The sequence below is a fragment of the Mesorhizobium sp. f-mel genome (genome assembly GCF_053850215.1).
The window spans coordinates 36239-61215 of sequence record NZ_JBSPTO010000009.1; the positions used below are offsets into that span (position 1 = coordinate 36239).

General features: G+C 63.6%; 25 protein-coding genes. 14 read left to right on the plus strand and 11 right to left on the minus strand.

The features are described 5' to 3' along the window. The first annotated feature begins 2 nt into the window (after positions 1 to 2). From ACWUKX_RS13885 to rarD, 5 genes are all read left to right on the plus strand, one after another. On the plus strand, positions 3 to 494 hold the full coding sequence (locus tag ACWUKX_RS13885) for a GFA family protein (RefSeq protein ID WP_287091640.1): 492 nt from the start codon (positions 3 to 5) through the stop codon (positions 492 to 494). After that, positions 491 to 967 (plus strand): GFA family protein, encoded by a 477-nt coding sequence (locus ACWUKX_RS13890; RefSeq protein WP_082982530.1) that lies wholly within the window; start codon positions 491 to 493, stop codon positions 965 to 967. Before ACWUKX_RS13885 ends, ACWUKX_RS13890 begins: the two co-directional genes overlap by 4 nt. Then, complete coding sequence (gene pip / locus ACWUKX_RS13895) at positions 964 to 1920, plus strand: prolyl aminopeptidase (protein WP_029354441.1); 957 nt, start codon at positions 964 to 966, stop codon at positions 1918 to 1920. The genes ACWUKX_RS13890 and pip overlap by 4 nt, the downstream gene beginning before the upstream one ends. Before the next feature lie 2 nt (positions 1921 to 1922). Continuing rightward, a complete protein-coding gene (cimA, locus tag ACWUKX_RS13900) occupies positions 1923 to 3539 on the plus strand; it encodes a citramalate synthase (protein ID WP_456007385.1) in 1617 nt (538 codons plus the stop codon). 83 nt (positions 3540 to 3622) lie between these two features. After that, positions 3623 to 4558 (plus strand): EamA family transporter RarD, encoded by a 936-nt coding sequence (rarD, locus tag ACWUKX_RS13905; protein WP_456007387.1) that lies wholly within the window; start codon positions 3623 to 3625, stop codon positions 4556 to 4558. On the opposite strand, the gene ACWUKX_RS13910 is transcribed toward rarD, so the two are convergent. Continuing rightward, positions 4492 to 5121 carry a CorA family divalent cation transporter gene (locus ACWUKX_RS13910; protein ID WP_456007389.1) on the minus strand — a complete coding sequence of 210 codons (630 nt, stop codon included), beginning with the start codon at positions 5119 to 5121 and terminating at the stop codon, positions 4492 to 4494. The two genes, rarD and ACWUKX_RS13910, sit on opposite strands and share 67 nt — an antisense overlap. A gap of 213 nt (positions 5122 to 5334) precedes the next feature. Between ACWUKX_RS13910 and ACWUKX_RS13915 the strand changes: the two genes are divergently transcribed. Next, a complete protein-coding gene (locus ACWUKX_RS13915; protein ID WP_456007584.1) occupies positions 5335 to 6687 on the plus strand; it encodes a PQQ-dependent sugar dehydrogenase in 1353 nt (450 codons plus the stop codon). Positions 6688 to 6759: 72 nt separating this feature from the next. On the opposite strand, the gene ACWUKX_RS13920 is transcribed toward ACWUKX_RS13915, so the two are convergent. Next, entirely contained in the window at positions 6760 to 7371 is a 612-nt protein-coding gene (locus ACWUKX_RS13920) for an LOG family protein (RefSeq protein WP_029354434.1), read from the minus strand. A gap of 147 nt (positions 7372 to 7518) precedes the next feature. Here ACWUKX_RS13920 and ACWUKX_RS13925 point away from each other — a divergent pair, with 147 nt between their 5' ends. From ACWUKX_RS13925 to ACWUKX_RS13935, 3 genes are all read left to right on the plus strand, one after another. Continuing rightward, the gene (locus ACWUKX_RS13925; RefSeq protein WP_456007391.1) at positions 7519 to 8928 is read left to right on the plus strand and encodes a LysM peptidoglycan-binding domain-containing protein; all 1410 of its coding nucleotides are present in this window, start codon (positions 7519 to 7521) and stop codon (positions 8926 to 8928) included. Positions 8929 to 8991: 63 nt separating this feature from the next. Beyond that, on the plus strand, positions 8992 to 9318 hold the full coding sequence (locus tag ACWUKX_RS13930; protein ID WP_456007393.1) for an ArsR/SmtB family transcription factor: 327 nt from the start codon (positions 8992 to 8994) through the stop codon (positions 9316 to 9318). Positions 9319 to 9418: 100 nt separating this feature from the next. Continuing rightward, complete coding sequence (locus tag ACWUKX_RS13935; RefSeq protein WP_456007395.1) at positions 9419 to 11305, plus strand: ABCB family ABC transporter ATP-binding protein/permease; 1887 nt, start codon at positions 9419 to 9421, stop codon at positions 11303 to 11305. Positions 11306 to 11308: 3 nt separating this feature from the next. On the opposite strand, the gene ACWUKX_RS13940 is transcribed toward ACWUKX_RS13935, so the two are convergent. Further along, positions 11309 to 12175, minus strand: coding sequence for an SMP-30/gluconolactonase/LRE family protein (locus ACWUKX_RS13940; protein WP_456007397.1), 867 nt, complete (start codon positions 12173 to 12175; stop codon positions 11309 to 11311). A 351-nt stretch (positions 12176 to 12526) separates the two neighbouring features. Here ACWUKX_RS13940 and ACWUKX_RS13945 point away from each other — a divergent pair, with 351 nt between their 5' ends. The 3 genes from ACWUKX_RS13945 to ACWUKX_RS13955 all read left to right on the plus strand — a co-directional run bounded on the left by ACWUKX_RS13945 (position 12527) and on the right by ACWUKX_RS13955 (position 14560). After that, positions 12527 to 13225 carry a phosphatidylserine decarboxylase gene (locus ACWUKX_RS13945; RefSeq protein ID WP_456007399.1) on the plus strand — a complete coding sequence of 233 codons (699 nt, stop codon included), beginning with the start codon at positions 12527 to 12529 and terminating at the stop codon, positions 13223 to 13225. Between the two features lie 3 nt (positions 13226 to 13228). Continuing rightward, on the plus strand, positions 13229 to 14044 hold the full coding sequence (locus ACWUKX_RS13950; RefSeq protein WP_456007401.1) for a CDP-alcohol phosphatidyltransferase family protein: 816 nt from the start codon (positions 13229 to 13231) through the stop codon (positions 14042 to 14044). A 252-nt stretch (positions 14045 to 14296) separates the two neighbouring features. Beyond that, the gene (locus tag ACWUKX_RS13955) at positions 14297 to 14560 is read left to right on the plus strand and encodes a hypothetical protein (protein ID WP_456007403.1); all 264 of its coding nucleotides are present in this window, start codon (positions 14297 to 14299) and stop codon (positions 14558 to 14560) included. A gap of 103 nt (positions 14561 to 14663) precedes the next feature. Here ACWUKX_RS13955 and ACWUKX_RS13960 read toward each other — a convergent pair whose 3' ends face one another. Continuing rightward, positions 14664 to 16886, minus strand: a complete 2223-nt coding sequence (locus tag ACWUKX_RS13960) for an AMP-binding protein (RefSeq protein ID WP_456007405.1) — start codon at positions 16884 to 16886, stop codon at positions 14664 to 14666. 180 nt (positions 16887 to 17066) lie between these two features. Next, positions 17067 to 17474: a tautomerase family protein gene (locus ACWUKX_RS13965; protein ID WP_456007407.1), complete on the minus strand. Its 408-nt coding sequence runs from the start codon at positions 17472 to 17474 to the stop codon at positions 17067 to 17069. A gap of 113 nt (positions 17475 to 17587) precedes the next feature. On the opposite strand from ACWUKX_RS13965, the gene ACWUKX_RS13970 reads away from it, so the two are divergent. Continuing rightward, complete coding sequence (locus tag ACWUKX_RS13970; protein WP_456007409.1) at positions 17588 to 18487, plus strand: LysR substrate-binding domain-containing protein; 900 nt, start codon at positions 17588 to 17590, stop codon at positions 18485 to 18487. A gap of 78 nt (positions 18488 to 18565) precedes the next feature. On the opposite strand, the gene ACWUKX_RS13975 is transcribed toward ACWUKX_RS13970, so the two are convergent. Further along, complete coding sequence (locus tag ACWUKX_RS13975; RefSeq protein WP_456007411.1) at positions 18566 to 19480, minus strand: DMT family transporter; 915 nt, start codon at positions 19478 to 19480, stop codon at positions 18566 to 18568. Between the two features lie 849 nt (positions 19481 to 20329). On the opposite strand from ACWUKX_RS13975, the gene ACWUKX_RS13980 reads away from it, so the two are divergent. Beyond that, complete coding sequence (locus ACWUKX_RS13980; RefSeq protein WP_456007413.1) at positions 20330 to 20836, plus strand: OsmC family protein; 507 nt, start codon at positions 20330 to 20332, stop codon at positions 20834 to 20836. Positions 20837 to 20850: 14 nt separating this feature from the next. Here ACWUKX_RS13980 and ACWUKX_RS13985 read toward each other — a convergent pair whose 3' ends face one another. The 5 genes from ACWUKX_RS13985 to ACWUKX_RS14005 form a co-directional block, all read right to left on the minus strand. Then, the gene (locus ACWUKX_RS13985) at positions 20851 to 21054 is read right to left on the minus strand and encodes a hypothetical protein (protein WP_029354411.1); all 204 of its coding nucleotides are present in this window, start codon (positions 21052 to 21054) and stop codon (positions 20851 to 20853) included. Between the two features lie 123 nt (positions 21055 to 21177). Next, a complete protein-coding gene (locus tag ACWUKX_RS13990; protein ID WP_456007415.1) occupies positions 21178 to 21810 on the minus strand; it encodes a hypothetical protein in 633 nt (210 codons plus the stop codon). An 81-nt stretch (positions 21811 to 21891) separates the two neighbouring features. Further along, entirely contained in the window at positions 21892 to 22638 is a 747-nt protein-coding gene (locus ACWUKX_RS13995) for an SDR family NAD(P)-dependent oxidoreductase (RefSeq protein ID WP_456007417.1), read from the minus strand. Between the two features lie 111 nt (positions 22639 to 22749). After that, on the minus strand, positions 22750 to 24219 hold the full coding sequence (purF, locus tag ACWUKX_RS14000; protein ID WP_456007419.1) for an amidophosphoribosyltransferase: 1470 nt from the start codon (positions 24217 to 24219) through the stop codon (positions 22750 to 22752). Between the two features lie 78 nt (positions 24220 to 24297). After that, entirely contained in the window at positions 24298 to 24966 is a 669-nt protein-coding gene (locus ACWUKX_RS14005; protein ID WP_029354407.1) for a CvpA family protein, read from the minus strand. Positions 24967 to 24977: the final 11 nt, after the last annotated feature.

Below are 24977 nucleotides of genomic sequence, written 5' to 3' on the forward strand. Positions count from 1 at the left end.
CAATGAGTCTAGACAACAGACCGGTCTACACAGGCGGTTGCCAGTGCGGCGCCGTGCGCTTCCGTGTCGAAGGCGCGCTGGGTGATGCCTCCGTCTGCCATTGCCGCATGTGCCAGAAAGCAAGCGGCAATTTCTACCTGCCGCTGGTGTCCGTGCGTGGCGCAAAATTCGACTGGACGCGCGGCGAGCCCAAACGCTTCCGCTCGTCCAACGCCGCATTGCGCGGCTTCTGCGCCGATTGTGGCACCCCGCTGACCTTCGAGGCGCCCGAGGGTATCGCGCTCGCCATCGCCGCCTTCGACGCTCCGCAGGAGATCGCGCCGACCATCCAGTGGGGTACCGAAGCAAAGCTCCCCTACGTCGACCGCATCCACGAATTGCCCGGCGAGGACACGATGGCCGATATCTCGTCAGCCTCCTATCTCGCCGATCTCGTCTCCTACCAGCATCCCGACCACGACACCGAACAATGGCCGCCGGAGGAAAGATCATGACCGAAACCGTTCGAACCGGCGGCTGCCAGTGCGGCGCCGTGCGTTTCCGCATCCGTGGGGCGCTTGGCCGCCCGTCCATCTGCCATTGCCGTATGTGCCAGAAGCAGTTTGGTTCCTTCTTCGGCGCACTGGTGACGGTACCCAAGGACGGCGTCGAATGGGTCCGTGAGGAGCCGAGCTATTTTCAGTCGTCGGTCAATATCGATCGCGGGTTCTGCGCCCGCTGCGGCACGCCGCTGACCTATCGGCAGCCCGGCGGGCTTGAGATCGCCATCGGCGCTTTTGACGATCGCTCCGACCTCGCGCCGCAGATACAGGTCAACTACGCCGCGCGGCTGCCCTGGGTGGAGAAGATCTTCGAGGCGCCGGTCCATGACGATCCTGACTACTACACCCGGCAGGAGCAGATCATCTCCTTCCAGCATCCGGATCACGAGACGGCCAACTGGCCGCAGCAGGGCCTGAAATTATGAGCAGTGAACTCCGCACCCTCTACCCAGAGATCGAGGCTTTCGAGTCAGGCATGCTCAATGTCGGCGACGGCCATCAGGTCTATTGGGAGCGGTCCGGCACCAGGGGTGCCAAGCCGGCTGTGTTCCTGCATGGCGGACCGGGCGGTACCATCTCGCCAAAGCACCGGCGACTGTTCGATCCGAAGCTTTACGATGTCATACTGTTCGATCAGCGCGGCTGCGGAAAGTCGACGCCCAACGCCTCGCTCGAGGCCAACACCACCTGGCATCTGGTCGCCGATATCGAGCGCCTGCGCGACATGTGCGGCTTCGACAAATGGCTGGTGTTCGGCGGCTCGTGGGGATCGACACTGGCGCTGGCCTATGCCGAGACACACCCCGAACATGTGAGCGAGCTGGTCGTGCGCGGCATCTATACGCTGACGCGTGCGGAACTCGAATGGTATTACCAGTTTGGCGTCTCGGAAATGTTCCCCGACAAATGGGAGCGCTTCCTGGCGCCGATCCCCGAGGCCGAGCGCGGCGACATGATGGCCGCCTATCGCAAGCGGCTGGTCGGCAGCGACCGCAAGGCGCAGGTCGAGGCCGCCCGCGCCTGGAGCCTGTGGGAGGGCGAGACGATCACGCTATTGCCCGATCCGGAAACCAGCAGCCGGTTTGGCGAAGACGACTATGCCGTGGCCTTCGCCCGCATCGAGAACCACTATTTCGTCCATGCCGGCTGGCTGGAGGAAGGGCAACTGCTGCGTGATGCCTTCAAGTTGAAGGACATCCCCGGCACCATCGTTCATGGCCGCTACGACATGCCGTGCCCGGCGCGCTATGCCTGGGCGCTGCACAAGGCGTGGCCGAAAGCGGATTTCCACCTGATCGAGGGCGCCGGCCATGCCTATTCGGAGCCGGGCATCCTCGACCGGTTGATCCGGGCGACGGATCGGTTTGCGGGGAAATGATCATGGGCCGCGAGCGCCTCTATCTCTTCGACACGACACTGCGTGATGGCCAGCAAACACCGGGTATCGACCTTTCAGTCGAGGACAAGATCGCCATCGCCGGGCTGCTCGACGAGTTCGGCATGGACTATGTCGAGGGCGGCTATCCCGGCGCCAACCCGACCGACACCGCCTTCTTCGCCGAGCCCCGCACGGCCAGTGCCAAATTCGTCGCCTTCGGCATGACCAAGCGGGCTGGGGTGTCGGCTTCGAACGATCCAGGCCTTGCCGCATTGGTCCAGTCGAAGTCGGACGCCATTTGCTTTGTCGCCAAGAGCTGGGACTACCATGTCCGCATCGCGCTGGGCTGCACGAACGAGGAAAACCTCGAAGCGATCAAGGCCTCGGTCGAAGCGGCGATTGCCTCGGCCAAGGAAGCACTGGTTGATTGCGAGCATTTCTTCGACGGCTTCAAGGCCAATCCCGATTATGCGCTGGCCTGCGCTAGGACTGCCTACGACGCCGGCGCGCGCTGGGTGGTGCTGTGCGACACCAATGGCGGCACGCAGCCGTCGGAAGTGCGCGCCATCGTCGAGAAGGTCATCGCCTCAGGCATTCCCGGAGACCATCTCGGCATCCATGCCCATGACGACACCGGCCAGGCGGTGGCGAATTCGCTGGCCGCCGTCGAGGCCGGTGTGCGCCAGATCCAGGGCACGCTGAACGGCATAGGCGAGCGCTGCGGCAACGCCAATCTGATCTCGATCGTGCCGACGCTGGCGCTGAAGCCGGCCTTTTCCAACCGCTTCGAGACAGGCATTTCGGCCGAAGCGTTGGCCGGAATATCGCGCCTTTCCCGGGCCTTTGACGAATTGCTGAACCGCGCGCCGGAAGCGCAGGCGCCCTATGTCGGCGCTTCCGCCTTCGCCACCAAGGCCGGCATCCATGCCTCGGCGCTGGCCAAGGAGCCGGCCACCTACGAGCATGTGCCGCCAGAATCGGTCGGCAATCGCCGCCGCGTCATGGTCTCGGACCAGGGCGGCAAGGCCAATTTCCTCGCCGAGTTGAAGCGGCGCGGCATCGAGATGCCGAAAGACGACCACCGGCTCGACGCACTGATCGCTGTGGTCAAGGAGCGCGAGGCCGAAGGCTATGCCTATGAGGGCGCTGATGCCAGCTTCGAGCTGCTGGCGCGCAAGATGCTGCACGGCCTGCCGGAATTCTTCAGCGTCACCTCGTTTCGCTGCATGGTCGAGCGCCGCTTCGACGCCAACGGCCAGCTGAAGACGGTCTCAGAGGCGATCGTCAAGGTGATGGTCGACGGCGAGGAGAAGATGTCGGTGGCCGAAGGACACGGCCCGGTCAATGCGCTCGACATCGCGCTGCGCAAGGATCTCGGAAAATTCCAGAACGAGATCGCCGACCTCGAACTTGCCGACTTCAAGGTGCGTATCCTCAATGGTGGCACCGAGGCGATCACCCGCGTGCTGATCGAATCGCATGACGCAACCGGCGCCCGCTGGTGGACGGTCGGCGTCTCAGAAAACATCATCGACGCCTCGTTCCAGGCGCTGATGGATTCGATCGTCTACAAGCTGATGAAGAACCGCGAGATGGCCGGGCTGGTCGCGGCGGAGTAGGATTGAACCATCAGCGAAAGTCCATTGATCCATCAGAACTTTGCGATGGTCTTGGCCCGGCGGCTGGCGCATAGCGTTGGGCCATGCCCACGCAAGCAATCCAGCTCGAAGCAGACTCAAAGGCCCGGCGTGGCTTTCTATTGGCCCTGGGCGCCTATCTCCTGTGGGGGTTGCTGCCCTTTTACATGAAAGCTGTCGCGCATCTGCCGCTGGCCGAAGTCATCGCGCACCGCATCGTCTGGTCGGTGCCGATTGCCGCCGCCGTTTTGGTCTGGGCCGGCCGCACCGCGGACTTCAAGGCCGCAATCCGTTCGCCGCGCATCATTTCGATGGCGGCGCTGACGGCGGCGCTGATTTCGGTTAACTGGGGCATCTATGTCTGGGCGATCGCGGTCGACCGCACCATCGAGACCGCGCTTGGCTATTACATCAACCCGCTTGTCAGCGTCGTTGTCGGTGCGCTGCTGCTTGGCGAGCGGCTCGACAGGCTGCAAATCGCGGCGGTGCTGCTGGCGGCCATCGCGGTCGCGGTGCTGACGATCAACGCCGGCAAGCTGCCCTGGGTGTCGCTGGTGCTGGCGTTTTCCTTTGCCGCATATGCCTTTTTCCGCAAGACGCTGCCAATCGGTCCCAGCCAGGGCTTTTTGCTCGAGGTGCTGTTGCTGTCGGTGCCGGCGCTCGGCTACATCATCTTGCTCATCGTCACAGGGCAGGACCATTTCGTCTCCAGTTCCCTGAACGATACCGCATTGCTGATCGGCTGCGGCCCGGTCACCGCCATACCGCTGCTGCTGTTTGCCTTCGGCGCCAAGCTGTTGCGTCTTTCCACAATCGGCATCATGCAGTATATCGCGCCGACTATTGTATTTCTGATCGCCGTGCTGATTTTCGGCGAACCCTTCGGCAGCACCCAGGCCATCGCCTTCGGCCTGATCTGGACGGCACTGGCGATCTATTCCTGGTCGATGTTTTCTTCGGCGCGCAAGGCCGGCGCTACATCCCGCGCCCCAGCCGCCTGACGAACAGATAGACGACCGCCGCGACGCCATGCGTCGCAGACGATGCGGTCCTCGATGCCGTCGAGCGTATCGCCCAGGCTCCCGAGTTCCGTCGCCATGCCGTCGAGCGACTGGCCCATGACAGCCTCGATCAGTTCGGCGGGAGAGCGGAATTTGCGCGACCCGTTGTCGATCGTCTTGCGGATATTGTCAACCGACCGTAGCGGCTGCTTGCGGCCGCCGATCAGCGTCGTGTCGTTGAGAGCGAAGCGGAAATGGCCGAGCCCGCGCGCCTCCGCCGAATAGTCGTGGCGCAGGTCCGGCAGATCGCCGCAGAGCCAGTCGCCCTCGAGGTCGATATGGCAGCCATGGCCGGCCGACAGGAAGGCATCGCGCACCGGCGGCCGCGATCTCGTGGCGCGCGCGCATGTCGGAAAGCGGTAGCTGCGCCATGTCCAGTGTGCGGCGGCCGGGTCTTTGGTTCGCGTGCCTTCGGCGGTGAAGTGATAGATGAAGAACAGCCCGTGCTCGTCGGGCAGGTACGGCGACCGGTCGGTGCCTTCCGGGTTGAGAGCGATGTTCATGGTCGCTTCGCCAGCTTTTCGAAAACAACGCCGCGCGGCGGCGGCCGGTGATTCCTAGCACGGGCGCCCCGGTTTCGTGTGACGGTTTCTTGACACTTTGACTGTCATCCGAGGCGCTTACGAACGCCGCTGTTTGGAGGCAATTTGGAAGAATACCCCGTTGACTTGCGTTTAGACAAAGAGCACGACGCAAATCCATGCGGAGGACGTCCGATGCATGCCGGCTTCCAACGAAGCGTACTCATAGCGGTATTGGGGGCCGTCATGGCGAGCTGTGCTGGCCTTTCAGCGCAGCAAACGGGGGCAATAACCGGCTATGGCCCCAACCCCACTTTACCGAAACCAAGACCGACGCTGATCCCGACCGTCAACATCGCCGAGGCGAAAGGCTGGCAGAAAGGTGGTATGCCAACCCCGGCTCGGGGGCTGACGGTGAACGCCTTCGTCACCGGCCTCGACCATCCGCGCTGGCTGCACGTGCTTCCGAACGGCGACGTGTTGGTTGCCGAAACCAATGCCCCTGCCAAGCATGACCAAGGCTTCAGCCTTAGAAAGGTTTTCATGGACCTGGCTATGAAGCGCGCCGGGGCCGCGACCAAAAGCGCCAACCGCATCACGCTCCTGCGCGACACCAATGGCGACGGCATTGCGGATGTGCGCAGGACGTTCGCGGAAGGCCTCAATTCACCGTTCGGTATGACGCTGTCCAAAGGCAGGCTCTATGTAGCGAATACCGACGCGCTCGTCGCTTTCCCCTACTCCAATGGCCAGACCCGAGCCACAACGCCGCCGGAAAAGATCGTCGACTTACCGGCCGGAGATCTCAACCATCATTGGACCAAGGATGTGATCGCAAGTCCGGATGGACGCAAGCTCTATGTCACCGTCGGCTCCAACAGTAACGTTGGAGAAAATGGCATGGCCGCGGAGAAGAATCGCGCCGCCGTCCTTGAAGTGGACCGGTCGACCCGCCGCACCCGGGTCTTCGCGTCAGGGCTGCGCAACCCGAACGGGCTGTCCTGGAACCCTGAAACTGGCGAGCTTTGGGTCGCCGTGAATGAGCGGGACGAGATCGGCGACGATCTCGTCCCGGATTACATGACCTCGGTTCGTGACGGCGCTTTTTACGGCTGGCCCTACAGCTATTTCGGGCAGAACATCGACGAACGCGTCAAGCCCCAGCGCCCCGATCTCGTGGCGAGGGCGGTCAAGCCCGATTATGCGCTGGGTTCCCATACCGCCTCGCTGGGATTGACCTTCTCCAAAGGCACGTCGCTCGGCCCGGCCTACGGCAACGGCGCCTTCGTCGGCCAGCATGGCTCGTGGAATAGAAGCGTGTTCAGCGGTTACAAGGTGATCTTCGTGCCGTTCCGCGATGGTAAACCGAGCGGCCCTCCAAAAGATGTGCTCGCTGGCTTTATCGGGCGTGATGGCAAGGCGATGGGCCGTCCGGTCGGCGTTGCTATCGATCGGACCGGCGCACTGCTCGTCGCCGACGATGTCGGCAATGTCATCTGGCGGGTCCGCCGGGCAAGTCGCCGACTTGCGGGGGGAGTAGGGGAGTAGGATCGCGCTTCATAAGCGCGGTATTCACTACCTACTGCCCTACTGCCCTACTGCCCTACTGCCTTTACTCCCCTAAAGCTTGTCGATTACCGACTGCACACCTTCGGTCGGTGCGTCGACCGATGATCCGGCGACTATGATGGCGGCGACGATCGCTTCCGGATCGTCGACCACCAGCGGCTTGACCCGCTGCGCGGTGTGGATGAAGCCTTCGGCCATCATATGGTCGAGCAGCGCCAGCATCGGGTCCCAGAATCCCCCGACGTTGCCGAAGACGATCGGTTTGCGATGATGGCCGAGCTGGCCCCAGGTCATGATCTCGATGATTTCCTCGACCGTGCCGATGCCGCCCGGCAGCGCCACAAAGGCGTCGGATTTCTCGAACATCGTATGTTTACGCTCGTGCATGTTGTCGGTGATCACGAGCTCGTCGAGCCGGTTAAGCGCGGTTTCGGTGGCCTCCCTGTTGATCAGGAAGCGCGGAATGATGCCCGTCACCTTTCCGCCGGCCCGCAACGCCCCTTCGGCAACGGCTCCCATGATGCCCCTGGTGCCGCCGCCATAGATCAGACGCAGGCCGGACTTGGCGATCGAACGCCCAAGCAGGTGTCCGGCCTTGGCATAGGTTTCATCGCGGCCTGGAGACGAGCCGCAATAGACGCAGATGGATCGAATCGTGTTCATGAGATGATTGGTGATTGGGTCTTTATTCGCGGTCAAGCCCGGGCGGGCTTTTTCTTGCTGGCCTCCTTTTTCTTGTCGGCCCCCTTTTTCTTGTCGGTTTGGGCAAAACAGGCTAGACCGGCATTAGGTGGCTAAGGGCAGGGAAATATGACAATTAATCCAGTAAAGGCGCTTTTGTTCGCCGTCGGCGGCTCCGTCGCCGCGGCGGGAACCGCCTATGTGTCGGGCGCGCTCGACCCGTATCTCAATCGCGCGCCACCGGCGGAAGTGGCATCGCTGACGCCGCCGGCGGAGAAGCCGGCCGAGCCGGGGACCGATGGATCGGTTTCGCCCGCGCCGGCCACAGATGCGAGGGCACCGGCAGCGCCGGCCACGGCCGATGCGATCGCGCCGACCTTCGATATTGTTCGGGTCGAGATCAAGGGCTCTATCGTCGTCGCCGGCAATGCCGCACCCAGCGCCAAGGTCGAGATTCTCAACGGTTCGACGGTTCTCGGCTCGACGGTCGCCGGCGCCGATGGTGCTTTTGCCATCGTTCTCGACGATCCGCTGAAACCCGGCGATTACACGATCGCGCTGCGCTCAATGACCGGCAATGTCGTGACCCCCTCGGCGCAGACAGCCGTCGTCTCGATTCCCCAGAGTCCTGCTGGCCAGGTGCTGGCGATGATCGAAGAGCCGGGCAGGGCCTCCGAATTGCTCACCGTTCCTACACCCGAGAAGAAGCCTGAAGCGCCTGTTGGCGACAAGGCGGCCGCCCCGGCTGCCGAGGACTCCGCTGCCGGGGACCCCGCTGCCGCAGCACCGGCCCCAGGCGCACCGGCTGCCACGGCGCCGGCCACTGCCGAAGTCGCCCCCGCGCCGGCTCCGGACATGCCTGTCGCACCGGCGACACCAGCTGCAGGGCCAAAGATCGTCGTCGAAGCCATCGAGATCGACGGCAACAAGATCTTCGTCGCCGGGCTCGCCGATCCCGGCCGCAAGGTGCGCGCCTATGCCAACGATATCTTGCTCGGCGACGCGAAAACTTCGCCCGACGGCCACTTCCTGGTCGAGGCGACGCGCAGCATTCCCGTTGGCACCTACACCATCCATGTCGACGCACTCGATGCCGACGGGGCAAAGGTGCTGGCCCGCGCCGCCGTGCCGTTCGAGCGCGAGCCGGGCGAGTCGGTCGCCGCCGTGGCGCCCGCCGAGCAGAAACCTGCCACGCCATCCTCCGCCGCTGGCGCGCCTGCTGCAATCGCAGCCGAAGCGCCCGCAGTTGCCGCCACATCGGCTGAAATTCCCGAGACCGCGGCGCCGAAGCTCGAACACGCCGACAGCGCCGTTATTATCCGCCGCCACGATACGCTGTGGCAGATCTCGCGGCGCGTCTATGGCCAAGGCGTGCGCTATTCGACCATCTACCTCGCCAATCAGGATCAGATCAGGAATCCCGACCGCATCTGGCCGGGGCAGGTGTTCAAGGTTCCGGAAAAATCGCAGGAAGGCGAAGCCGCCAACCTCAAGGCGATGGGCGACCAGATGACGACGGCCCCGACGAAGGCTGATTAGAAATCTTTTTCTTCTTTCCGCCCTCTTGCGGAAAGCTCGTTCATCGTCTATCGCCGATAAACGATGAATGCTCCCTTGACCGAGAAGACTTGCGGCTTCGCCGACAGCCAGTCCGTGGCCGCGAAGCTCGCCGCGCTTTCGCATCCGGCCCGGATCGAGATCCTCAGGCACCTTTCGGCCAGCCGCTCCTGCTGCTGCCGGGAGGTCGTCGACCATCTCGACCTGGCGCAGTCCACGGTTTCACAGCACCTGAGGGTATTGGTCGACGCCGGGCTCGTCCGCTACAAGCCGGACCGGCAACGCTCGCGCTATGAAGTCGACAGCGATGCGCTCGCCAATGTTTCCGCATCGCTTACCGCGCTCGTCAATTCGTGCTGCTCCGGCCGCTAGATCATGGTCCCGAATCGAAGGACCGCGTCAGCGAAAAGTGGAAGCCGGTTTTCGGAAAAGATGGCGGCAAGCAGTAAGATATAAGAAAAAGGCGATAAAAATGGCCGAAAAAACCGTTTCCGCTGAATCCGGTTCGACCTTCAAGACATTGCGCAATCTTTGGCCATACATGTGGCCGGCCGACCGTGGTGACCTCAGGGCACGGGTGGTGTGGGCGACCGTGCTTTTGGTCGTCGCCAAGCTGACACTGGTTGCCGGCCCCTATTTCTTCAAATGGGCAACCGATGCGCTGGCTGGTGACGCGAAGTCGGTGCCGCCGCTGCCGGCTTTCCTGCTGGCGCCGGTCATGCTGGTCATCGCCTACAATGTCGTGCGGCTGGTGCAACTCGGTTTCAACCAGTTGCGCGACGCGCTGTTTGCCCGCGTCGGACAGTATGCGGTGCGCCAGCTCGCCTTCCGCACGTTCATCCACATGCATCAACTGTCGCTGCGCTTCCATCTCGAGCGCCGCACTGGCGGCCTGTCGCGCATCATCGAGCGCGGAACCAAGGGCATCGAGACGATCGTCCGCTTCACCGTGCTCAACACCTTGCCGACCATCCTCGAATTCGCGCTGACAGCGGGCATCTTCGCCGTCACCTATGGATGGAAATACGTGGCTGTGGTGGCGGTGACGGTCTGGCTCTATATCTGGTTCACCATCAGGGCGAGCGACTGGCGCATCGTCATTCGCCGCGACATGAACGACAGCGACACCGACGCCAGCACCAAGGCGATCGACTCGCTGCTCAATTTCGAGACGGTTAAATATTTCAACAACGAGAGCATGGAAGCCGAGCGCTTCGACCGTTCAATGGCGCGCTACGAGGCCGCCGCCACCAGGATATGGACCTCGCTCGGCTGGCTGAACTTCGGCCAGGGCGTCATCTTCGGTCTCGGCACGGTTATCGTCATGTGCCTTTCGGCGCTGGAGGTGCAGGCTGGTACGCAGACGGTTGGCGACTTCGTCTTCATCAACGCCATGCTAATCCAGCTTTCGGTCCCACTCAACTTTATCGGCTTCATCTATCGCGAAATCCGCCAGGGCCTGACCGACATCGAGCAGATGTTCGATCTGCTCGATGTGCCGCAGGAGATCGTTGACAAGCCGGGTGCCAAGCCGCTGGTCGTCGGCGCCGGCAAGGTCGAGTTCCGCGACGTGCACTTTTCCTACGATCCCAACCGCAAGATCCTGAAAGGCATCAGCTTCGAAGTGCCGGCCGGCAAGACGGTTGCCATTGTCGGGCCATCGGGCGCCGGCAAGTCGACCATTTCGCGGCTCCTGTTCCGCTTTTACGACATCCAGGGCGGCAAGATTCTGATCGATGGCCAGGACATTCGCGACGTGACGCAGGAGAGCCTGCGCGCGGCGATCGGCATGGTGCCGCAGGATACCGTGCTGTTCAACGACACCATCGCCTACAACATCCGCTACGGCCGCGTCGATGCCGGCGAGGAGGATGTGCGCAAGGCGGCAGAACTCGCTCAGATCGGGCCGTTCATCGAACGTCTGCCCGACGGCTACCGGTCGATGGTCGGCGAGCGTGGGCTGAAACTGTCCGGTGGCGAGAAGCAGCGTGTGGCGATCGCCCGCACCATCTTGAAGGCGCCGCCGATCCTGATGCTCGACGAGGCGACCTCGGCTCTCGACAGCCATACCGAACAGGAGATCCAGGCGGCGCTCGACCTCGTCAGTAAGGGCCGCACGACCATCGTCATCGCCCATCGGCTGTCGACGGTGATTTCGGCCGACGAGATCATCGTGCTGCAGGACGGCCAGATCGCCGAGCGCGGCACGCATGCCGCCTTGATGCGCAAGGCTGGTCTGTACGCGTCGATGTGGGACCGCCAGCGTGAGGCAACCGAGGCCGAGGAGCGGCTGCGCATTGCTCGCGAGCGCGACGAGTTCGGCGTCGTTGTCCGCCGCCGCCCCTCCGAGGTGTCGTAGCCCTTATGGCCAGCCGGCGCCCGGCGCGGAAGCCTCGATGCTGAGCACTTGGCCGGTGCGGGCATCGCTGATCATGTGTTCGAAGCCGCGCCATTCGGCGGCGACGATGAACAGTGTCTTGCCGTCGGCACCGCCGAGCATGCAGGCAAAGCAGCCGCGATCGGCATCGACGTTGTCGAGCATTGCGCCGCCTTCGCGCACTCGCACGCAGTGCCGGTTGGGGACGTCGGCATACCAGACCGCGCCCTCGGCATCGAGGCAGATGCCGTCGGGAAAGCCGTTGCCGAGGTCGGCCCATCGCCGCCGGTTGGCGAGGCTGCCATCGGCGGCGATGTCGAAGGCGGTTAGCCTGTTGGCGTGCGATTCAGCGACGATCAATGTTTTGTTGTCAGGCGTCACCGCCATCCCATTGGCGAAGGCGATCTTGTCCGCCACCTGCCGCACCGACCCGTCCGGCGCAATGAGCACGATGGTGCCGGGGCCGAAATGCTGGCCAGGAGCCGGCGCCGGTCCGCCGCCATTGACGTAGATGTTGCCGCGCCCGTCGACGACGATCTCGTTCCAAGGGCTCGTTGAAAGACCTCGCAGATCGGCGTGGGTGGCCAGCGTACCGTCTGGTTCTTGCCGCAGCACCAGCCCCTCACGCCCGCTGACGACGACCAGGCGGCCGTCCGGCAGCCAGTCGATCGAGTAGGGCAGGGTGGCCGGCACGGTGAGCATGACTTGACTGTTGCCCTCGGCATCGACGGCGACGATCTGGCCGGTCCCCCAGTTGCAGAACCAAAGCCTGTCGTCATGCCAGCGCGGCGACTCGCCGAACGCCGGACCGTTCATCACGACATTTACTTCTTTGGCTGCTGTTTTCTGCATGGACCGAGAACCTCCAGGTTGCGCGAATCGTCACGGCTAACGGGCCGACGAGAAAGCGCTGTCCTGCCAAGGACGGGCGAGAGTGCTCCGTCCCGACAGGTGAGGGCCGGCGACGGCGGTTTTTTGCGTCACCAGATTAGGATTGGCCGCGTGAACCGGCTCAATGCGCCGTACGCGTCGATCCACCTCTCTCATCGTCCGCGTAACGGCGGCGTCGTCCTCGGCTGTTGTGCGTCCCATCGACGGTGAACGGGATCAATAGCCGAGCCGGCCTTTCTCCATTGTTGCGTTGCGGCCACAGGGTGTTTCCGCTATTGAGGCCGGACCTGAAACTAGGGCTGTTCCCATCCCATGGACCTCGTCGACACGATCAAGAAAACGTTCGTTCCGATCCATCGCGAAGGCTTTTCGTTTATCGCTGCGTTCGCAGCGGTGACGCTTTTCCTCGGCTATTTCTCGTCGATCCTGTTCTGGGTCTGCCTCATCCTGACGGCCTGGTGCGTCTATTTCTTCCGCGATCCCGAGCGCGTCACGCCTGTCGACGACCGGCTGGTGGTGAGCCCGGCCGACGGGATCATCACGGCGGTCGGGCCGGCAGTGCCGCCGCGCGAACTTGGCCTCGGTGGCGGCGAGATGACCCGCATCTCGGTGTTCATGGACGTCTTTTCCTGCCACGTGAATCGGGCTCCGGTGCGCGGCCGCATCACAAGGATAGAGCATCGGCCGGGCCAGTTCCTCAACGCCGCACTCGACAAGGCCAGCGCCGACAACGAGCGCAACGGTCTGGTCATCGAAAGCCCTAACGGCACGGTGGCCGCAGTGCAGATCGCCGGTCTGGTGGCGCGGCGCATCGTCTGCTGGGCCGAAACCGGCGGCACGATCGGCATCGGCGAGCGCTTCGGGCTGATCCGCTTCGGCTCGCGTGTCGACGTATTCCTGCCCTCGACCGCAACGCCGCGTGTCGCCGTCGGCCAGACCGCAGTCGGCGGTGAAACCATACTGGCCGAATTCGGCGGCATTGCTGCAACGCCGCTCGTGCGGGTATCCTGAGCCGTGGGCGCGCCGTTCAAAAAATTCGAGGCGCATGGCAGCGGCGGTCCGCGCATCCGTGAAATTCCGATGCGTATGGTGCTGCCCAATCTCGTCACAGTGCTCGCCATCTGCGCCGGCCTGTCCGGCATCCGCTTCGGCTTCGAAGGCCGTTTCGAGCCGGCAGTGGTGATGGTGTTGCTCGCTGCCTTCCTCGACGGCATCGATGGCCGCCTGGCGCGGATGCTGAAGGCGACGTCCAAATTCGGCGCGCAGATGGATTCGCTGGCCGACATCGTCAATTTCGGCGTCGCACCCGCGCTGGTGCTCTATGCTTTCCTGCTCGACCAGGCCGGCTCGCCGGGCTGGATTGCCGCGCTCCTGTTCACCATCGCCTGCGGGCTGAGGCTCGCTCGCTACAACGTGCTCGACGAAGAAACTGATCGCCCGCAGTGGCAGACCGAGTATTTCGTCGGCGTGCCGGCGCCGGCGGGCGCCGTGCTGGTGATGCTGCCGCTTTATGTCTTCTTCCTGCGGCTTGGCGTGGAGCCGTCCCGCCCTGCCGCCTTCATCGCCGCCGGTTTCACCGTTCTGGTAGCCTTCCTGCTGGTCAGCCGGCTGCCGGTCTATTCCGGAAAAAGCCTGAAAGTCCCGGGCGACAAGGTGCTGCCGATCATCCTCGGCGTCGTTCTCTACATCCTGCTGTTGATGACCTATCCCTGGTACACGCTGACGGCGTCGGTTGCCGGCTATCTGCTGTTCCTGCCGTTCAGCATCCGCGCCTATTCAAAGCGCGCCAAGCGCGAAGGCGAGAAGGTGCCGCCTTCAGACATCGGCTGACGTCCTGCCGCCAATTCGCTCCGACGGTCACCGCAAGCATTTTACAGCAAGTGGAATCACTTGGCGTCGCAGAAATGCGGCTAAAACAAATAAATGGGCGGGATTTCCATCAATTTGGACGCATCCCGCTTTAGCGGGAACCTGCTGGGTATCTTGACCGTTCTGTCTCAGCGGGCGACCTCGCGAAACGTCTCGCTACCAACCTCTCAAGTTGCTGTGCCCGGCGCAGGAGCCGAAGAAGAGTGAGTAGAAATGGCTGTCGTCCTCATTGGTGCGTTGCTCATTGTCGCTGGCGTTGTGTACATGGCTGGCGCCGCCTTAAGGCGTGGGCGGCTCAGCGATCCGGCACCTGTTCGCGCGGCGCCGGATCGCTCGACGCCAGAGCTCGCAGCGCCAGGTCCGACACTTGAGCCGCGGCGGCGCGGGCTCGGTTTCCTCGGCCTGTCGCAGAACTGGCCGGGCCTGCTGATGATAGCGGTCGGGTTCATCCTGCTGTTGTCGGTTGTGGTCCTCTAGAGCATTTGCAGCCAAACGTGTTCGTTTGGCGTCCGGTAAAATGCGTCAAACAAAGAGTTAGAGCGCGGTTTTGGTTCCACCAAAACGCAAAGCGCTCTAAGCGTTAAGCTGCCGCGCTGAGCCCCAGTCGTTCAATCGCTAGTTTACGGGTCGCGACATAGTCGGTCTTGCCTGAACCCAGCACCGGGATTTCCTCGACCTTGACGATGTCGTTCGGCACCATCAGATCGGCGGCACCGGCTTGTCTGCCGAATTTGCGCAATTCATCGGGGTCGGCCTCATCAGCGGTGGTGACCAGCACGATGCGCTCGCCGCGGCGCCTGTCCGGCACCGCCACCACAGCGTGGTGCTCTTCCGGCCATAGCGACTGTACCAGCATCTCGACTGCGCCCAGCGACACCATCTCGCCGGCGATCTTGGCGAAGCGCTTGGCCCGGCCGCGAATGGTGATGAAGCCTTCGCGGTCGACCGAAACGATGTCGCCGGTATCGTGCCAGCCGTCGAGCGGTTGCAATTCGCCGGGCCGATCTGATGTTATGTAGCCCATCATCAAATTCGGCCCGTCGAGCCACAACCGTCCGGCGCCGCTAATGCCCTCGACCGGCTCGAGCTTCATGCGCATGGCCGGCAACAGCCGCCCGACCGTGCCGTCGCGGCCGTGGATGGCGGTATTGACGGCAACGACTGGTGACGCCTCGGTCAGCCCGAAACCCTCGATGATCTCGGCCTGAAAGCGCTCCCGATAGACGCGGCGCGTCTCCGGTTTCACCGCCTCGGCGCCGGCGACGATGAAGCGCAGGCTGGAGAAATCGCCGTCCTTGGCGGTGCGCGCATAATTGGCGAGGAACGTGTCGGTTCCGAACATGACGGTCGGCCTTGCTTTGCGTGCGACCTCGGGGATCAGCTTGTAGTGCAGCGGCGAGGGATAGAGGAATAGTTTCACTCCGGTGACCAGCGGCAGGATGGTGCCGCCGGTGAGCCCGAACGAGTGGAACACCGGCAGCACGTTGAGCAGGATATCGGCCGGCGAGATAGTGATGCGGGCTTCGGCCTGCATGGCGTTGACAAGAAGGTTCCTATGCGACAGCACCACCGCCTTCGGCGTGCCTTCCGAGCCTGAGGTGAATAGGATCACTGCTGGCTTGGCCGCATTCTGCGGCTGCAGCGGCCAGCGCCACAGCAAGGCGGCAGCGAGCTTGTCCAGCACGGTTACGCTGGCCCGCACGTCCTCCAGCCATAACAGTTTGGCGCCGCCTTCTTCCACCGCCGCGACGATGTCAGCGAGGTTGGCCTTGTCGATAAAGGCTCGCGACGAGACCACGGTGCGGACTTCCGCCGTGCGCACGGCGGCGGTGACGCTGGCCCGGCCTGCGGTGTAGTTGATCATCGCCGCCACCCGGCTCGCCGACAACAGGCCAATGAGCGACAGCACGACACCGTTGGCGTTGGGCAGCAGCACTCCAACCGCTTCGCCCGGCGCCGTCACCGCCTCGAAGCGGCGGCCCAGCACCCGCGCGCCGATGAACAGCTTTCTGTAGTTCAACGTGCCGCTGACCACGTCTTCGACGATAGGATGCGAGGCGCCGACTCGGTCGGCGGCGTCGCGCATGGCGAGGAACAGGCCGCGATTAAGATCGCTGCCGAAAAGCCGGGCTTCCGCGAAACGGTCGAACAGCGCATTGGTGTTCGAGGACTGATCAGGGTTTCGCGCCACCAGCTCGGCGATGGTCATCGGCTCCAGCACGCTGATCGACAGGCGCGGAAACCAGCGCCGCGGCGCCTTATCCGCCGGCGTCAGCGACACCGGCAGCGTGCGCGCGCCGGCGACAAAGATCGGCACGATGCGGGCATCGGCCTGCATGGCAATGCGGGTAACGGCGCGAAACAGGCGAAATGTCTTGATATCCGGCTCGACCGCGTCCGGCAAATAGACGGCAAGGCGGCCCTTGCCCTTGAGCACCCGCACCAGCCGGCGGCTGACGAAGATATGCTCTGCGTTGAAGGCGATGGTGCGGCCAAGCTCGCGCCATGGTTCGAGCCAGGGTGACTTGGCGGAGGCCTGGTCGAGAATGTGCAGCGTATCTTCCGGCAGCAGTGACAGCATCAGCGCCGGTTCGAGGCGCGACTGGTGCGAAATGACGTAGATGACCGGGGCGGCTGCGTTGCGGGCGATGTTGATGCGGCCGTCGGCAATCCGATAGGCGAGCTTGAATGGTACATAAAGCAGCGCCTGCGTGAAGCGCAGGCCGAGGCGAAATTTTTCCACCACGCCGATCAGCAGCCAGGCCGCGACGAGCCCCGCAAGCAGCGCCAGTGTCAGGATCATGCCGCGTCTCTCCCAACAGATTTTCACGTCGCGGCTCTTCCTGACCGCTTCGATGAGAACCTAGACGAAGTGGGGTCAACGTCAATGCTGCTCGGACAGGCCGGCTGCAAGCTGCCGGCCTGTCACGCTTCACCGTCGACAAAATTACTAGCGGATGAGCGTGGAACTGAACGGCGCTGCTCACGCCGCTTTCAACCTCCCGCTGATGAAACGGAATTCCTGTGTCTTGCCGCCGTAGCCATAGGCGGCGGCCGGCACTTCGTGCACGAAGGCGTAGCTTTCTTCGTGCATCTCACCCAGCAAGCGGCCAAATGCGGCGAAGATCGCCTTGAGATAGGCTTCCAGCTCAAGCTTGGTGTTGGTGCCGTCGACCACCTTGATGTCGAGCCAGAAACTGTTGGCGCCATGCTCGGCCAGCGACTTGCCGCCGGCGAACCAGTGCTCGGGGTCATGAGAGGATATTGCGACCGCGGTGATGGTCGCATCCTTGCGCAGATGCGTTGCGGTCAGTTCGGTCACCTGCTTGGCGATAGCGGCGGACAAAGCGGCATCGGGCTTGCCTGTGACGCTGACATTGATGATCGGCATAAATTTCATTCCTCGGGTTACGCGGCATCTCTTCGCCGTGAGAAATCTCTGCCATCGCTCTTCCATTATGAAAATCGAATTGTTTAACGAGGACACTTTGGTAATATCGAATTATGCCGATACTCGACCCTGGCCTCCTCAAGACCTTTCTCGCCTTCGTCGATGGCGGCTCGCTGGCGCAGGCGGCGTCAATTGTCGGCCGCTCAGCGTCGGCGGTGACCACGCAGATGCAGCGGCTTGAGGATATTATCGGCGAACCGCTTCTGGTGCCGCAGGGGCGGGGCCGCGGCCTGACGCCGGCCGGGGAGGATCTGGTCGGCCATGCCCGGCGCATCCTTGCTGTGCATCGCGAAGCGTGGCTGGCCCTGAAGGGCGTGCGAGCCGATGGGCGCGTGGCCATAGGCACGACACAAGATTTCGCCGACAGCGGCCTCCCGGAGCTGCTCAGGGCCTTTGCCGCGAGCTATCCGCGCGTCAGGATCGAACTGCGCGTCGGCCGCTCCGCCGAATTGGCCGAGGCACTGCAAACCGGCATCCTCGATCTGATGATCGCCATGCGACAGGCGCCGGCGCCGGACGAGGTCGGCTTGTTCAGGGAGCCGATGCTCTGGCTCTGTTCGCAAAAGGGATTGGCCGCCCGCCAGGACGAGGTACCGCTGGCACTGCTCGATCCGCATTGCAGCTTTCGCGACGCGGCGATCGCAGCACTCGACACGGCCGGCCGCCGCTACCGCGTCGCCGCCGGCAGTGCCAGCCTGGCCGGGCTGCGCACGGCGGTGAATGCCGGCATTGCGCTGACGCTGCGGACGGCGCGCTTTGCCCAATCCGGCATCGTCGAAGCACCGCGCGACTTTGGGCTGCCGCAGGTTCCCATCGCCGAGTTCGCCATCCGGCTGCGCCAGGATGCCGAGCCGCCGGCACAGGAGCTGGCTGCGCTGTTCAGCGACACCCTTGCCTTGGCGCAGGCTGATTTCGGAAAAGAAAAGCCGACCTTGCGGTCGGCTATAGGTTAGACGGGCCGAGGGGTTTGGGGGACTTGGGATGACCCGTCGGCCTAAACAATGCCTGAACCCGATGATGGTTCCATGACTTTATAAATTTATTTCAGGGGCAGATTTTTCAACCGCAGAACGCTGCCTCGCCGCCTGCCAGTCGCGCCCGGCATGGGCGAACACCGCGCAGAGCACGATGGCGCCGCCGATCATGCTGGCGGCAGGCGGGACCTCGGCCAGGAACGCGAAGGCGAACAGGATCGCGAACGGTACCTCAGCCGAGCCCAGCAGGCCGGATTCGGCGGCCGGGATGAGCCTCGCGCCCTCCGTCCACAGAATAGAGGCCAGCGCGAACGACATGCCGAAGGCGACGAGCAGCGCTGCGTCTCTGGCTGAGACCGCCAATGGATCGGCGACGAACCAGCCGAGCACGAACAAAAGGAATGCCGACACTGCCCCGGCCCACACCACAGGCGTGTCGCGGAAAGCGCGCACCATGATCATGTAGAGCGCGCTGCCGATTGTCATCAGCAGAGCCAGCCCGTCGCCGAACAGATGGCCGGTGCCGAAGCCGGACCAGACCATGATCGCCACACCGCAGAGCGACACGGCGGCGGCGGCAAGCGTCTGCAGCCGGAAGCGCTCACGAACCAGCACGAAGGCAAGCAGCGCGGTGACAAAGGGTGCGGTGGCGTAGATGATCGCGACATTGGCGACGAAGGTGAACTTGAACGCCGAGATGAAGGCGATGCTGGCGAGCGCGCCCTCGACCGCCAACAGCCAGCCGCGCCAGCCGAGGCGCAGGCTTTCACGCCTGCCGGAGCGGCGGCGCCGCCAAAGCACATAGAGGGTGATCAGGATCGAGCCGACAAAGCCGCGCCAGCAGGTGATGGTCAGCGGGTCGGCATGGATCGACTTGGTCAACACGCCGGTGAGGCCGAACACTGCCGCCGACGCCGAAACCAGGATGATGCCAAGGGTGCGCTCGGCGGCGGTGTCGGTGGTGCCTGGCATGCTTAGAGATCCCGTTGTATCGCAGACTATGCTGCCTTTGTCCTGACACCATACCGTCAGGAGGGGTTGCCGCACCGTTGCCGATGATCAGCACGGCGGCCGCGACGATCAGGGCCACGGCGTACGCTACACGGGCGAAACACTGCGCGGCGCTGCGCCAGCGGCGAGCTTGCGTTGGGGCAGGGGCTGGCAATGAAACCGCCGGATGCTAGCGTGCAAGAATCCCTCTTGAAGGAGCGCGAAGTGAGAGGATTCCTGGTGGCGGGTGCTATGCTGCTTACAAGCGCGGTCAGCTCGCACGCTAATGACGGGGCGGAAGCCGTTCACCGTGACGGGCGAGGGCCGTCAACGATGTGCGATCTGCACGGTTCTGACGCGCTGGATTTTTTCAGGCAGGTGAAGACATCCCCTGCCCTTCATCGATCGGAACCTTCAACCCGCTTCGAATTGTTCGTTTCGGACGATGGGCTTACGCAGTGGGTGTTCACGCAGCCCTCCGAGGAGGCTTATCCCGCTGTGACGTGCAGGCGGCTTAGCAAGGATTGGCAGGGCCACTGGATCGCAAAACGGAAACTTCGCTGTGAAGCGGGCCGCCTTACCTGCGACAGGTTGGCTGCGGAGTTTGAGCGGCTCGACGAGCAGCTCCGACGCTCGCTGACAGATGGGAAATAGGGCATTCGTTCGAGTTCCCCCATCTGAGGGCCTGAAAGGATCGCACTGCCGATTGACAAGGCTGTGGTCAAGCCTGTTCCATCCCCGGCATGAATTACGACCGTTTCCTAGCTTGAAGACACCTTTCGCCGAGTTTTGCGACGGGCGAATGAAAATGACTGTCGAGGAGGGTTGGGCATGGACGCCACCGGACTGAAGGCCATGCAGGCGCCGCTCAAGGAGGCCTATCGCGATGACGCATCGCGCGCGCTGATCACGCTTCGGGCCAAGGGCTCGATCGACGACCAGTCGATCGCCTGCAAGGTCGAGACGGGCAGGGCGCTCGCCGTTGCCGGCCTCCATCCGGCTACTGGCGGTTCGGGGCTCGAATTGTGCTCGGGCGACATGCTGCTGGAGGCGCTGGTCGCTTGCGCCGGCGTGACGCTGAAGGCAGTGGCAACGGCGCTGGAGTTCAAGCTCGGCGCCGCCACGGTGGAGGCCGAAGGCGATCTCGATTTTCGCGGCACCTTAGGTGTGGCAAGAGATGCGCCGGTCGGCTTCCGCGCCATCCGGCTGAATTTCGGCCTCGACACCGACGAGCCACAAGAGCGCGTCGACTCGTTGCTCAAGCTGACCGAACGCTTCTGCGTGGTGTTTCAGACCATCAAAACCAGGCCGGAACTGACGGTCAGTGCGAAGTGCTGAAACGCGCGCGCCGGCTACTCACTTTCGCCCTCGTCGGCGAACGGCGAGGCGCTCGGCACACACTGCACCGACCAGCCGGCCGGCGTCGGCTGCTTCTGATATTCGGTGATGGCGGAGGTGCACTGTTCGCGGGTGTCGAACGTGCTGGGCAGCACCACCATGCCGCCTTGCGGACCGGCGATAACCAGATACCAGACCAACGCTACGCTCGAAGCCATGGAAATTTCCTCGCTTATTGTGGCAGTCGGGCGATCCTATCAACTCCGGGCGATCGGCGAAAGCGCGGCCGGGGCGGTGGTTCGCATCACAGCCGTGCGATGTCCTGTGTTTGTTGGAACAGCTCAGTTCACGGCAAAGCAGTAGAACAGGCCGTCGCCGCCGGTGCTCCTCAGCGCCTCCTGACTGCACCCGCCGCGTGAAGCGTGCGAGGAATTCCACGATTTGGCGGCGGCCGAATCGTCGAGACCCATGCGGTCGTGATGGCCCGTCATTGCCGCACCTTCTGCTCCGCTGAGCGTCCAGTCGCCGCAGGTTTGGTCGGCGATTTTCGTGCCGTCCGGATTGGAGCCGGTCAGCACGTCGTGCCGGTTGGGCTTATCGCCGCGGCCGTTGACCACTTCACCCTTTTCGTCGAGCGCCGTCTGCTTGGTGATGGCGTTGGCATCGCTATGCAGCGAAGCGATATCGTCGGCGATCTTGACGCCCTTGGCGTTGAACCACGGTCCCTTGCCGATGCGATCGCGTGCGTCGGTGTCGCTGGTCGAGAGATAGGCGCGCCATGGTTTACCGGTAATGCCGGCCGCTTCGGCCAGCGACCCGCAATGCGCATCGGCACCCGCAAGGCCGCCGAGATCTGCGCCCTTGCCGGAGCCGACGCTGGTGACGAAGAAGCTCATCGGCGTTGCATCCTGCGAGGATGCAACGCCGATGGCTGCTAGCGATGCAGCGGCGGTGACGAGAAGCAGTTTGCGCATGGTGGTCCTCCGTTTGCGAACGTTTGGCATTCCAACAACGTCGGTGGCGGTGCAATTCTTCCGCCAAATTGCGCGATGCGTCTACTCCGGCTGCCGGTAGGCAACAAAGCGGTTGTGCTTGGCCTGGAAGATCAGCCCGGTTTCCCTAAGCGCAGGGCTGGCCAGCGGCAGGATGCGTTTGGCGATCTCCTGGGGATGCGGCAGCGTTTCCGGGTCCTCGCCGGGCACTGCCTGCGCCCGCATGGCGGTGCGGGTGGCGCCGGGGTCGGCGGCATTGACCCTGAGGGCCAAGTTTTCGGTCTCATGCGCCCAGGAACGCATCATGGTCTCGACCGCCGCCTTCGACGCCGCATAGGGCGCCCAGAAGGCTCGCGCCGAATGGGCGGCGTTGGAGGAAAGCACGATGGCGCGGCCGGCATCGGAGAGCCTGAGCAACGGATCGACCGAGCGGATCAGTCGCCATGTCGAGGTGACGTTGATGGTCATCACCCTTTCGAAGGTCTTGGCCTCGACATGACCGATCGGCGAGATGACGCCGAGCACCGCCGCATTGGCGACCAGGACGTCGAGCTTGCCCCAGCGCTCGTGGATGGCGCCGCCCAGCCGGTCGATGCCGGCCATGTCGGCGAGATCGAGCGGCACAAGGGTGGCTTGTCCCCCCGTTGCCTTGATCTGGTCGTCGAGTTCCTCTAGTCCGCCGACGGTGCGGGCAACCGCGATGACATGCGCTCCGGCGGCGGCAAGTTCCAGGGCGATGAAGTAGCCGATGCCGCGCGAGGCACCGGTGACGACCGCGACGCGGCCGGAAAGGTCGAGGGCAGGGCTCACCGGGCAGCTCCGAAGGTTAGCGCTCTACGATGTCCGGCAGGACAGAGGGGCGCGACACAGCAATCGCGACGAAATTTGCAAACCGGCGAAATTCGCGGGTTCCAGCAAGACCTACACCCCGCCCGCCGCCAGCAGCGACAGCGTGCGCACATTGTCCGAACCTTCGAAGTCGGCGAGTCGGGTCGGATATTGCCCGGTGAAGCAGGCGTCGCAGAATTGCGGCTGCTCATTGTCGCGACCGGCCTCGCCGACGGCGCGGTAAAGCCCGTCGATCGACAGGAATCCAAGCGAATCGACGCGGATAAACTCGGCCATCTCTTCCACCGACATGCGCGACGCCAGCAGCTTTGACTTTTCCGGCGTGTCGACGCCGTAGAAGCAGGAGGCGCGCGTCGGCGGCGAGGCGATGCGCATGTGCACTTCCTTGGCGCCGGCATCGCGCACCATCTGCACGATCTTCTGGCTGGTGGTGCCGCGCACGATCGAATCGTCGACCAGCACCACGCGCTTGCCTTCGATCATGCGGCGGTTGGCGTTGTGCTTGAGCTTGACACCCATGTGGCGGATCGAATCGCCAGGCTGGATGAAGGTGCGGCCGACATAGTGATTGCGGATAATGCCGAGCTCGAACGGGATGCCCGCGGCTTGCGAAAAGCCGATCGCCGCCGGGGTGCCGCTGTCCGGCACCGGCACGACGATGTCGGCATCGACTGGGCTTTCCAGCGCCAGCTCCGCGCCGATGCGCTTGCGCACCTCGTAGACGTTGCGGCCTTCGACCGATGAATCCGGGCGTGCGAAATAAACATATTCGAAGATGCAGAAGCGGGTCTTCTGCGGCTCGAACGGAAACAGGCTTTCGATGCCCTTTGTGGTGACGACGACCATCTCGCCGGGCTTCAGGTCGCGCACGAAACGGGCGCCGATGATGTCGAGCGCGCAGGTTTCGGAAGCCAGGATCCAGGCGCCGTCGAGATCGCCGAGCACCAGCGGGCGAATGCCGAGCGGATCACGGCAACCGATCATCTTCTTGGAAGTCATCGCCACCAGCGAGAAGGCGCCTTCGACCTGGCGCACCGCATCGATGAAGCGCGAGTTGAGATCGCGTTCCCTGCTGGTGGCGACCAGATGCAGCAGCGTCTCGGTGTCGGAGGTCGACGAGAAGATCGCGCCTTGTTTCTGCAGCGCGCGCTGCACCGTCATGGCGTTGGTGAGGTTGCCGTTGTGGGCGACGGCGAAGCCGCCGTCGGCGAGCTCGGCGAAAAACGGCTGGATGTTGCGCTGGCCGGCGCCGCCTGTGGTGGCGTAGCGCGTGTGACCGATCGCGCGGTTGCCTTGCAGGCTGTCGATGACGCGCTGCTTGGTGAAGGTGTCGCCGATCAGGCCGACATGATGTTCGACATGGAACTGGGTGCCGTCATAGGAAACGATACCGGCCGCTTCCTGGCCGCGATGCTGCAACGCATGCAGGCCGAGCGTGACGATAGCCGCGGCGTCCTGCCGGCCAAAAATACCGAACACACCGCATTCGTCATGGAAATGATCGTCAGCTTCGGCGGAAAGCACGTCGTCTGCGTCTGCCATCTTCAGCTCCGCTAAAGTCGCTATATAGTGTGATGACTGCCCGAGAGCAACGTAGAGTTTGCGGCTTTCACATGATCGTCAGTTTGCCGGCGCCGGATTGGCCGGTGCATTGTCGGCCGGTGGCGCGTCGGTCGCGCTCCCGTCGAGCGCCGGAGCATCGTCGCCGGCTGCCGGCGCGTCCGCCGCCGGCGCGTCGGCCGCCGGAGGCGTCTCGGCTCCGGTCTCGGGTGCCGGCTGATTCGGATTGAGCCTGTTGAGGATCGCGTTCTCCGGATCCTCGGGCAGCAGGCTTTCGAGCTTGGCGCCGATCGATTCGAGCAGCGGCCGCGACTTGGCGTTGGCGACCCAGCCCGGAGCCTTGGGGCCGGCCAGCCAGTTGAAGAACAGCAGGGCCACCGCGACGACCAGGATGCCGCGCGCCGCGCCATAGAGGAAACCGAGCGTGCGGTCGAGCGCGCCGACCCTGGAATCGATGATCCAATCGGCGAGTTTCATGGTGATGACGGAGACGACAATCAGCGCGACAATGAAGACGATGCCGGCGGCCACCACCATGGCAATCTTCTCATTGTCGACATAGGGCTGAACGTAAGGCAGGACCGGTTGGTAGAAGAAGAACGCCGCAGCCGCCGCCGCTATCCAGGAGACGACGGAGAGGATCTCGCGCGAAAAGCCGCGAACCATGGCGAGCATCGCCGAGACCAAGGTGAAGCCGACGAGAATTCCGTCAAGCAGCGTAATCGGCATGTCTTTTGCCC

Excerpts from the sequence above, each read along its gene's own strand:
- ACWUKX_RS13885 (WP_287091640.1), top strand. The coding sequence starts at position 3 with ATGAGTCTAGACAACAGACCGGTCTACACAGGCGGTTGCCAGTGCGGC.
- ACWUKX_RS13890 (WP_082982530.1), top strand. The coding sequence starts at position 491 with ATGACCGAAACCGTTCGAACCGGCGGCTGCCAGTGCGGCGCCGTGCGT.
- pip (WP_029354441.1), top strand. The coding sequence starts at position 964 with ATGAGCAGTGAACTCCGCACCCTCTACCCAGAGATCGAGGCTTTCGAG.
- cimA (WP_456007385.1), top strand. The coding sequence starts at position 1,923 with ATGGGCCGCGAGCGCCTCTATCTCTTCGACACGACACTGCGTGATGGC.
- rarD (WP_456007387.1), top strand. The coding sequence starts at position 3,623 with ATGCCCACGCAAGCAATCCAGCTCGAAGCAGACTCAAAGGCCCGGCGT.
- ACWUKX_RS13910 (WP_456007389.1), bottom strand. The coding sequence starts at position 5,121 with ATGAACATCGCTCTCAACCCGGAAGGCACCGACCGGTCGCCGTACCTG.
- ACWUKX_RS13915 (WP_456007584.1), top strand. The coding sequence starts at position 5,335 with ATGCATGCCGGCTTCCAACGAAGCGTACTCATAGCGGTATTGGGGGCC.
- ACWUKX_RS13920 (WP_029354434.1), bottom strand. The coding sequence starts at position 7,371 with ATGAACACGATTCGATCCATCTGCGTCTATTGCGGCTCGTCTCCAGGC.
- ACWUKX_RS13925 (WP_456007391.1), top strand. The coding sequence starts at position 7,519 with ATGACAATTAATCCAGTAAAGGCGCTTTTGTTCGCCGTCGGCGGCTCC.
- ACWUKX_RS13930 (WP_456007393.1), top strand. The coding sequence starts at position 8,992 with ATGAATGCTCCCTTGACCGAGAAGACTTGCGGCTTCGCCGACAGCCAG.
- ACWUKX_RS13935 (WP_456007395.1), top strand. The coding sequence starts at position 9,419 with ATGGCCGAAAAAACCGTTTCCGCTGAATCCGGTTCGACCTTCAAGACA.
- ACWUKX_RS13940 (WP_456007397.1), bottom strand. The coding sequence starts at position 12,175 with ATGCAGAAAACAGCAGCCAAAGAAGTAAATGTCGTGATGAACGGTCCG.
- ACWUKX_RS13945 (WP_456007399.1), top strand. The coding sequence starts at position 12,527 with ATGGACCTCGTCGACACGATCAAGAAAACGTTCGTTCCGATCCATCGC.
- ACWUKX_RS13955 (WP_456007403.1), top strand. The coding sequence starts at position 14,297 with ATGGCTGTCGTCCTCATTGGTGCGTTGCTCATTGTCGCTGGCGTTGTG.
- ACWUKX_RS13960 (WP_456007405.1), bottom strand. The coding sequence starts at position 16,886 with ATGATCCTGACACTGGCGCTGCTTGCGGGGCTCGTCGCGGCCTGGCTG.
- ACWUKX_RS13965 (WP_456007407.1), bottom strand. The coding sequence starts at position 17,474 with ATGCCGATCATCAATGTCAGCGTCACAGGCAAGCCCGATGCCGCTTTG.
- ACWUKX_RS13970 (WP_456007409.1), top strand. The coding sequence starts at position 17,588 with ATGCCGATACTCGACCCTGGCCTCCTCAAGACCTTTCTCGCCTTCGTC.
- ACWUKX_RS13975 (WP_456007411.1), bottom strand. The coding sequence starts at position 19,480 with ATGCCAGGCACCACCGACACCGCCGCCGAGCGCACCCTTGGCATCATC.
- ACWUKX_RS13980 (WP_456007413.1), top strand. The coding sequence starts at position 20,330 with ATGGACGCCACCGGACTGAAGGCCATGCAGGCGCCGCTCAAGGAGGCC.
- ACWUKX_RS13985 (WP_029354411.1), bottom strand. The coding sequence starts at position 21,054 with ATGGCTTCGAGCGTAGCGTTGGTCTGGTATCTGGTTATCGCCGGTCCG.
- ACWUKX_RS13990 (WP_456007415.1), bottom strand. The coding sequence starts at position 21,810 with ATGCGCAAACTGCTTCTCGTCACCGCCGCTGCATCGCTAGCAGCCATC.
- purF (WP_456007419.1), bottom strand. The coding sequence starts at position 24,219 with ATGGCAGACGCAGACGACGTGCTTTCCGCCGAAGCTGACGATCATTTC.
- ACWUKX_RS14005 (WP_029354407.1), bottom strand. The coding sequence starts at position 24,966 with ATGCCGATTACGCTGCTTGACGGAATTCTCGTCGGCTTCACCTTGGTC.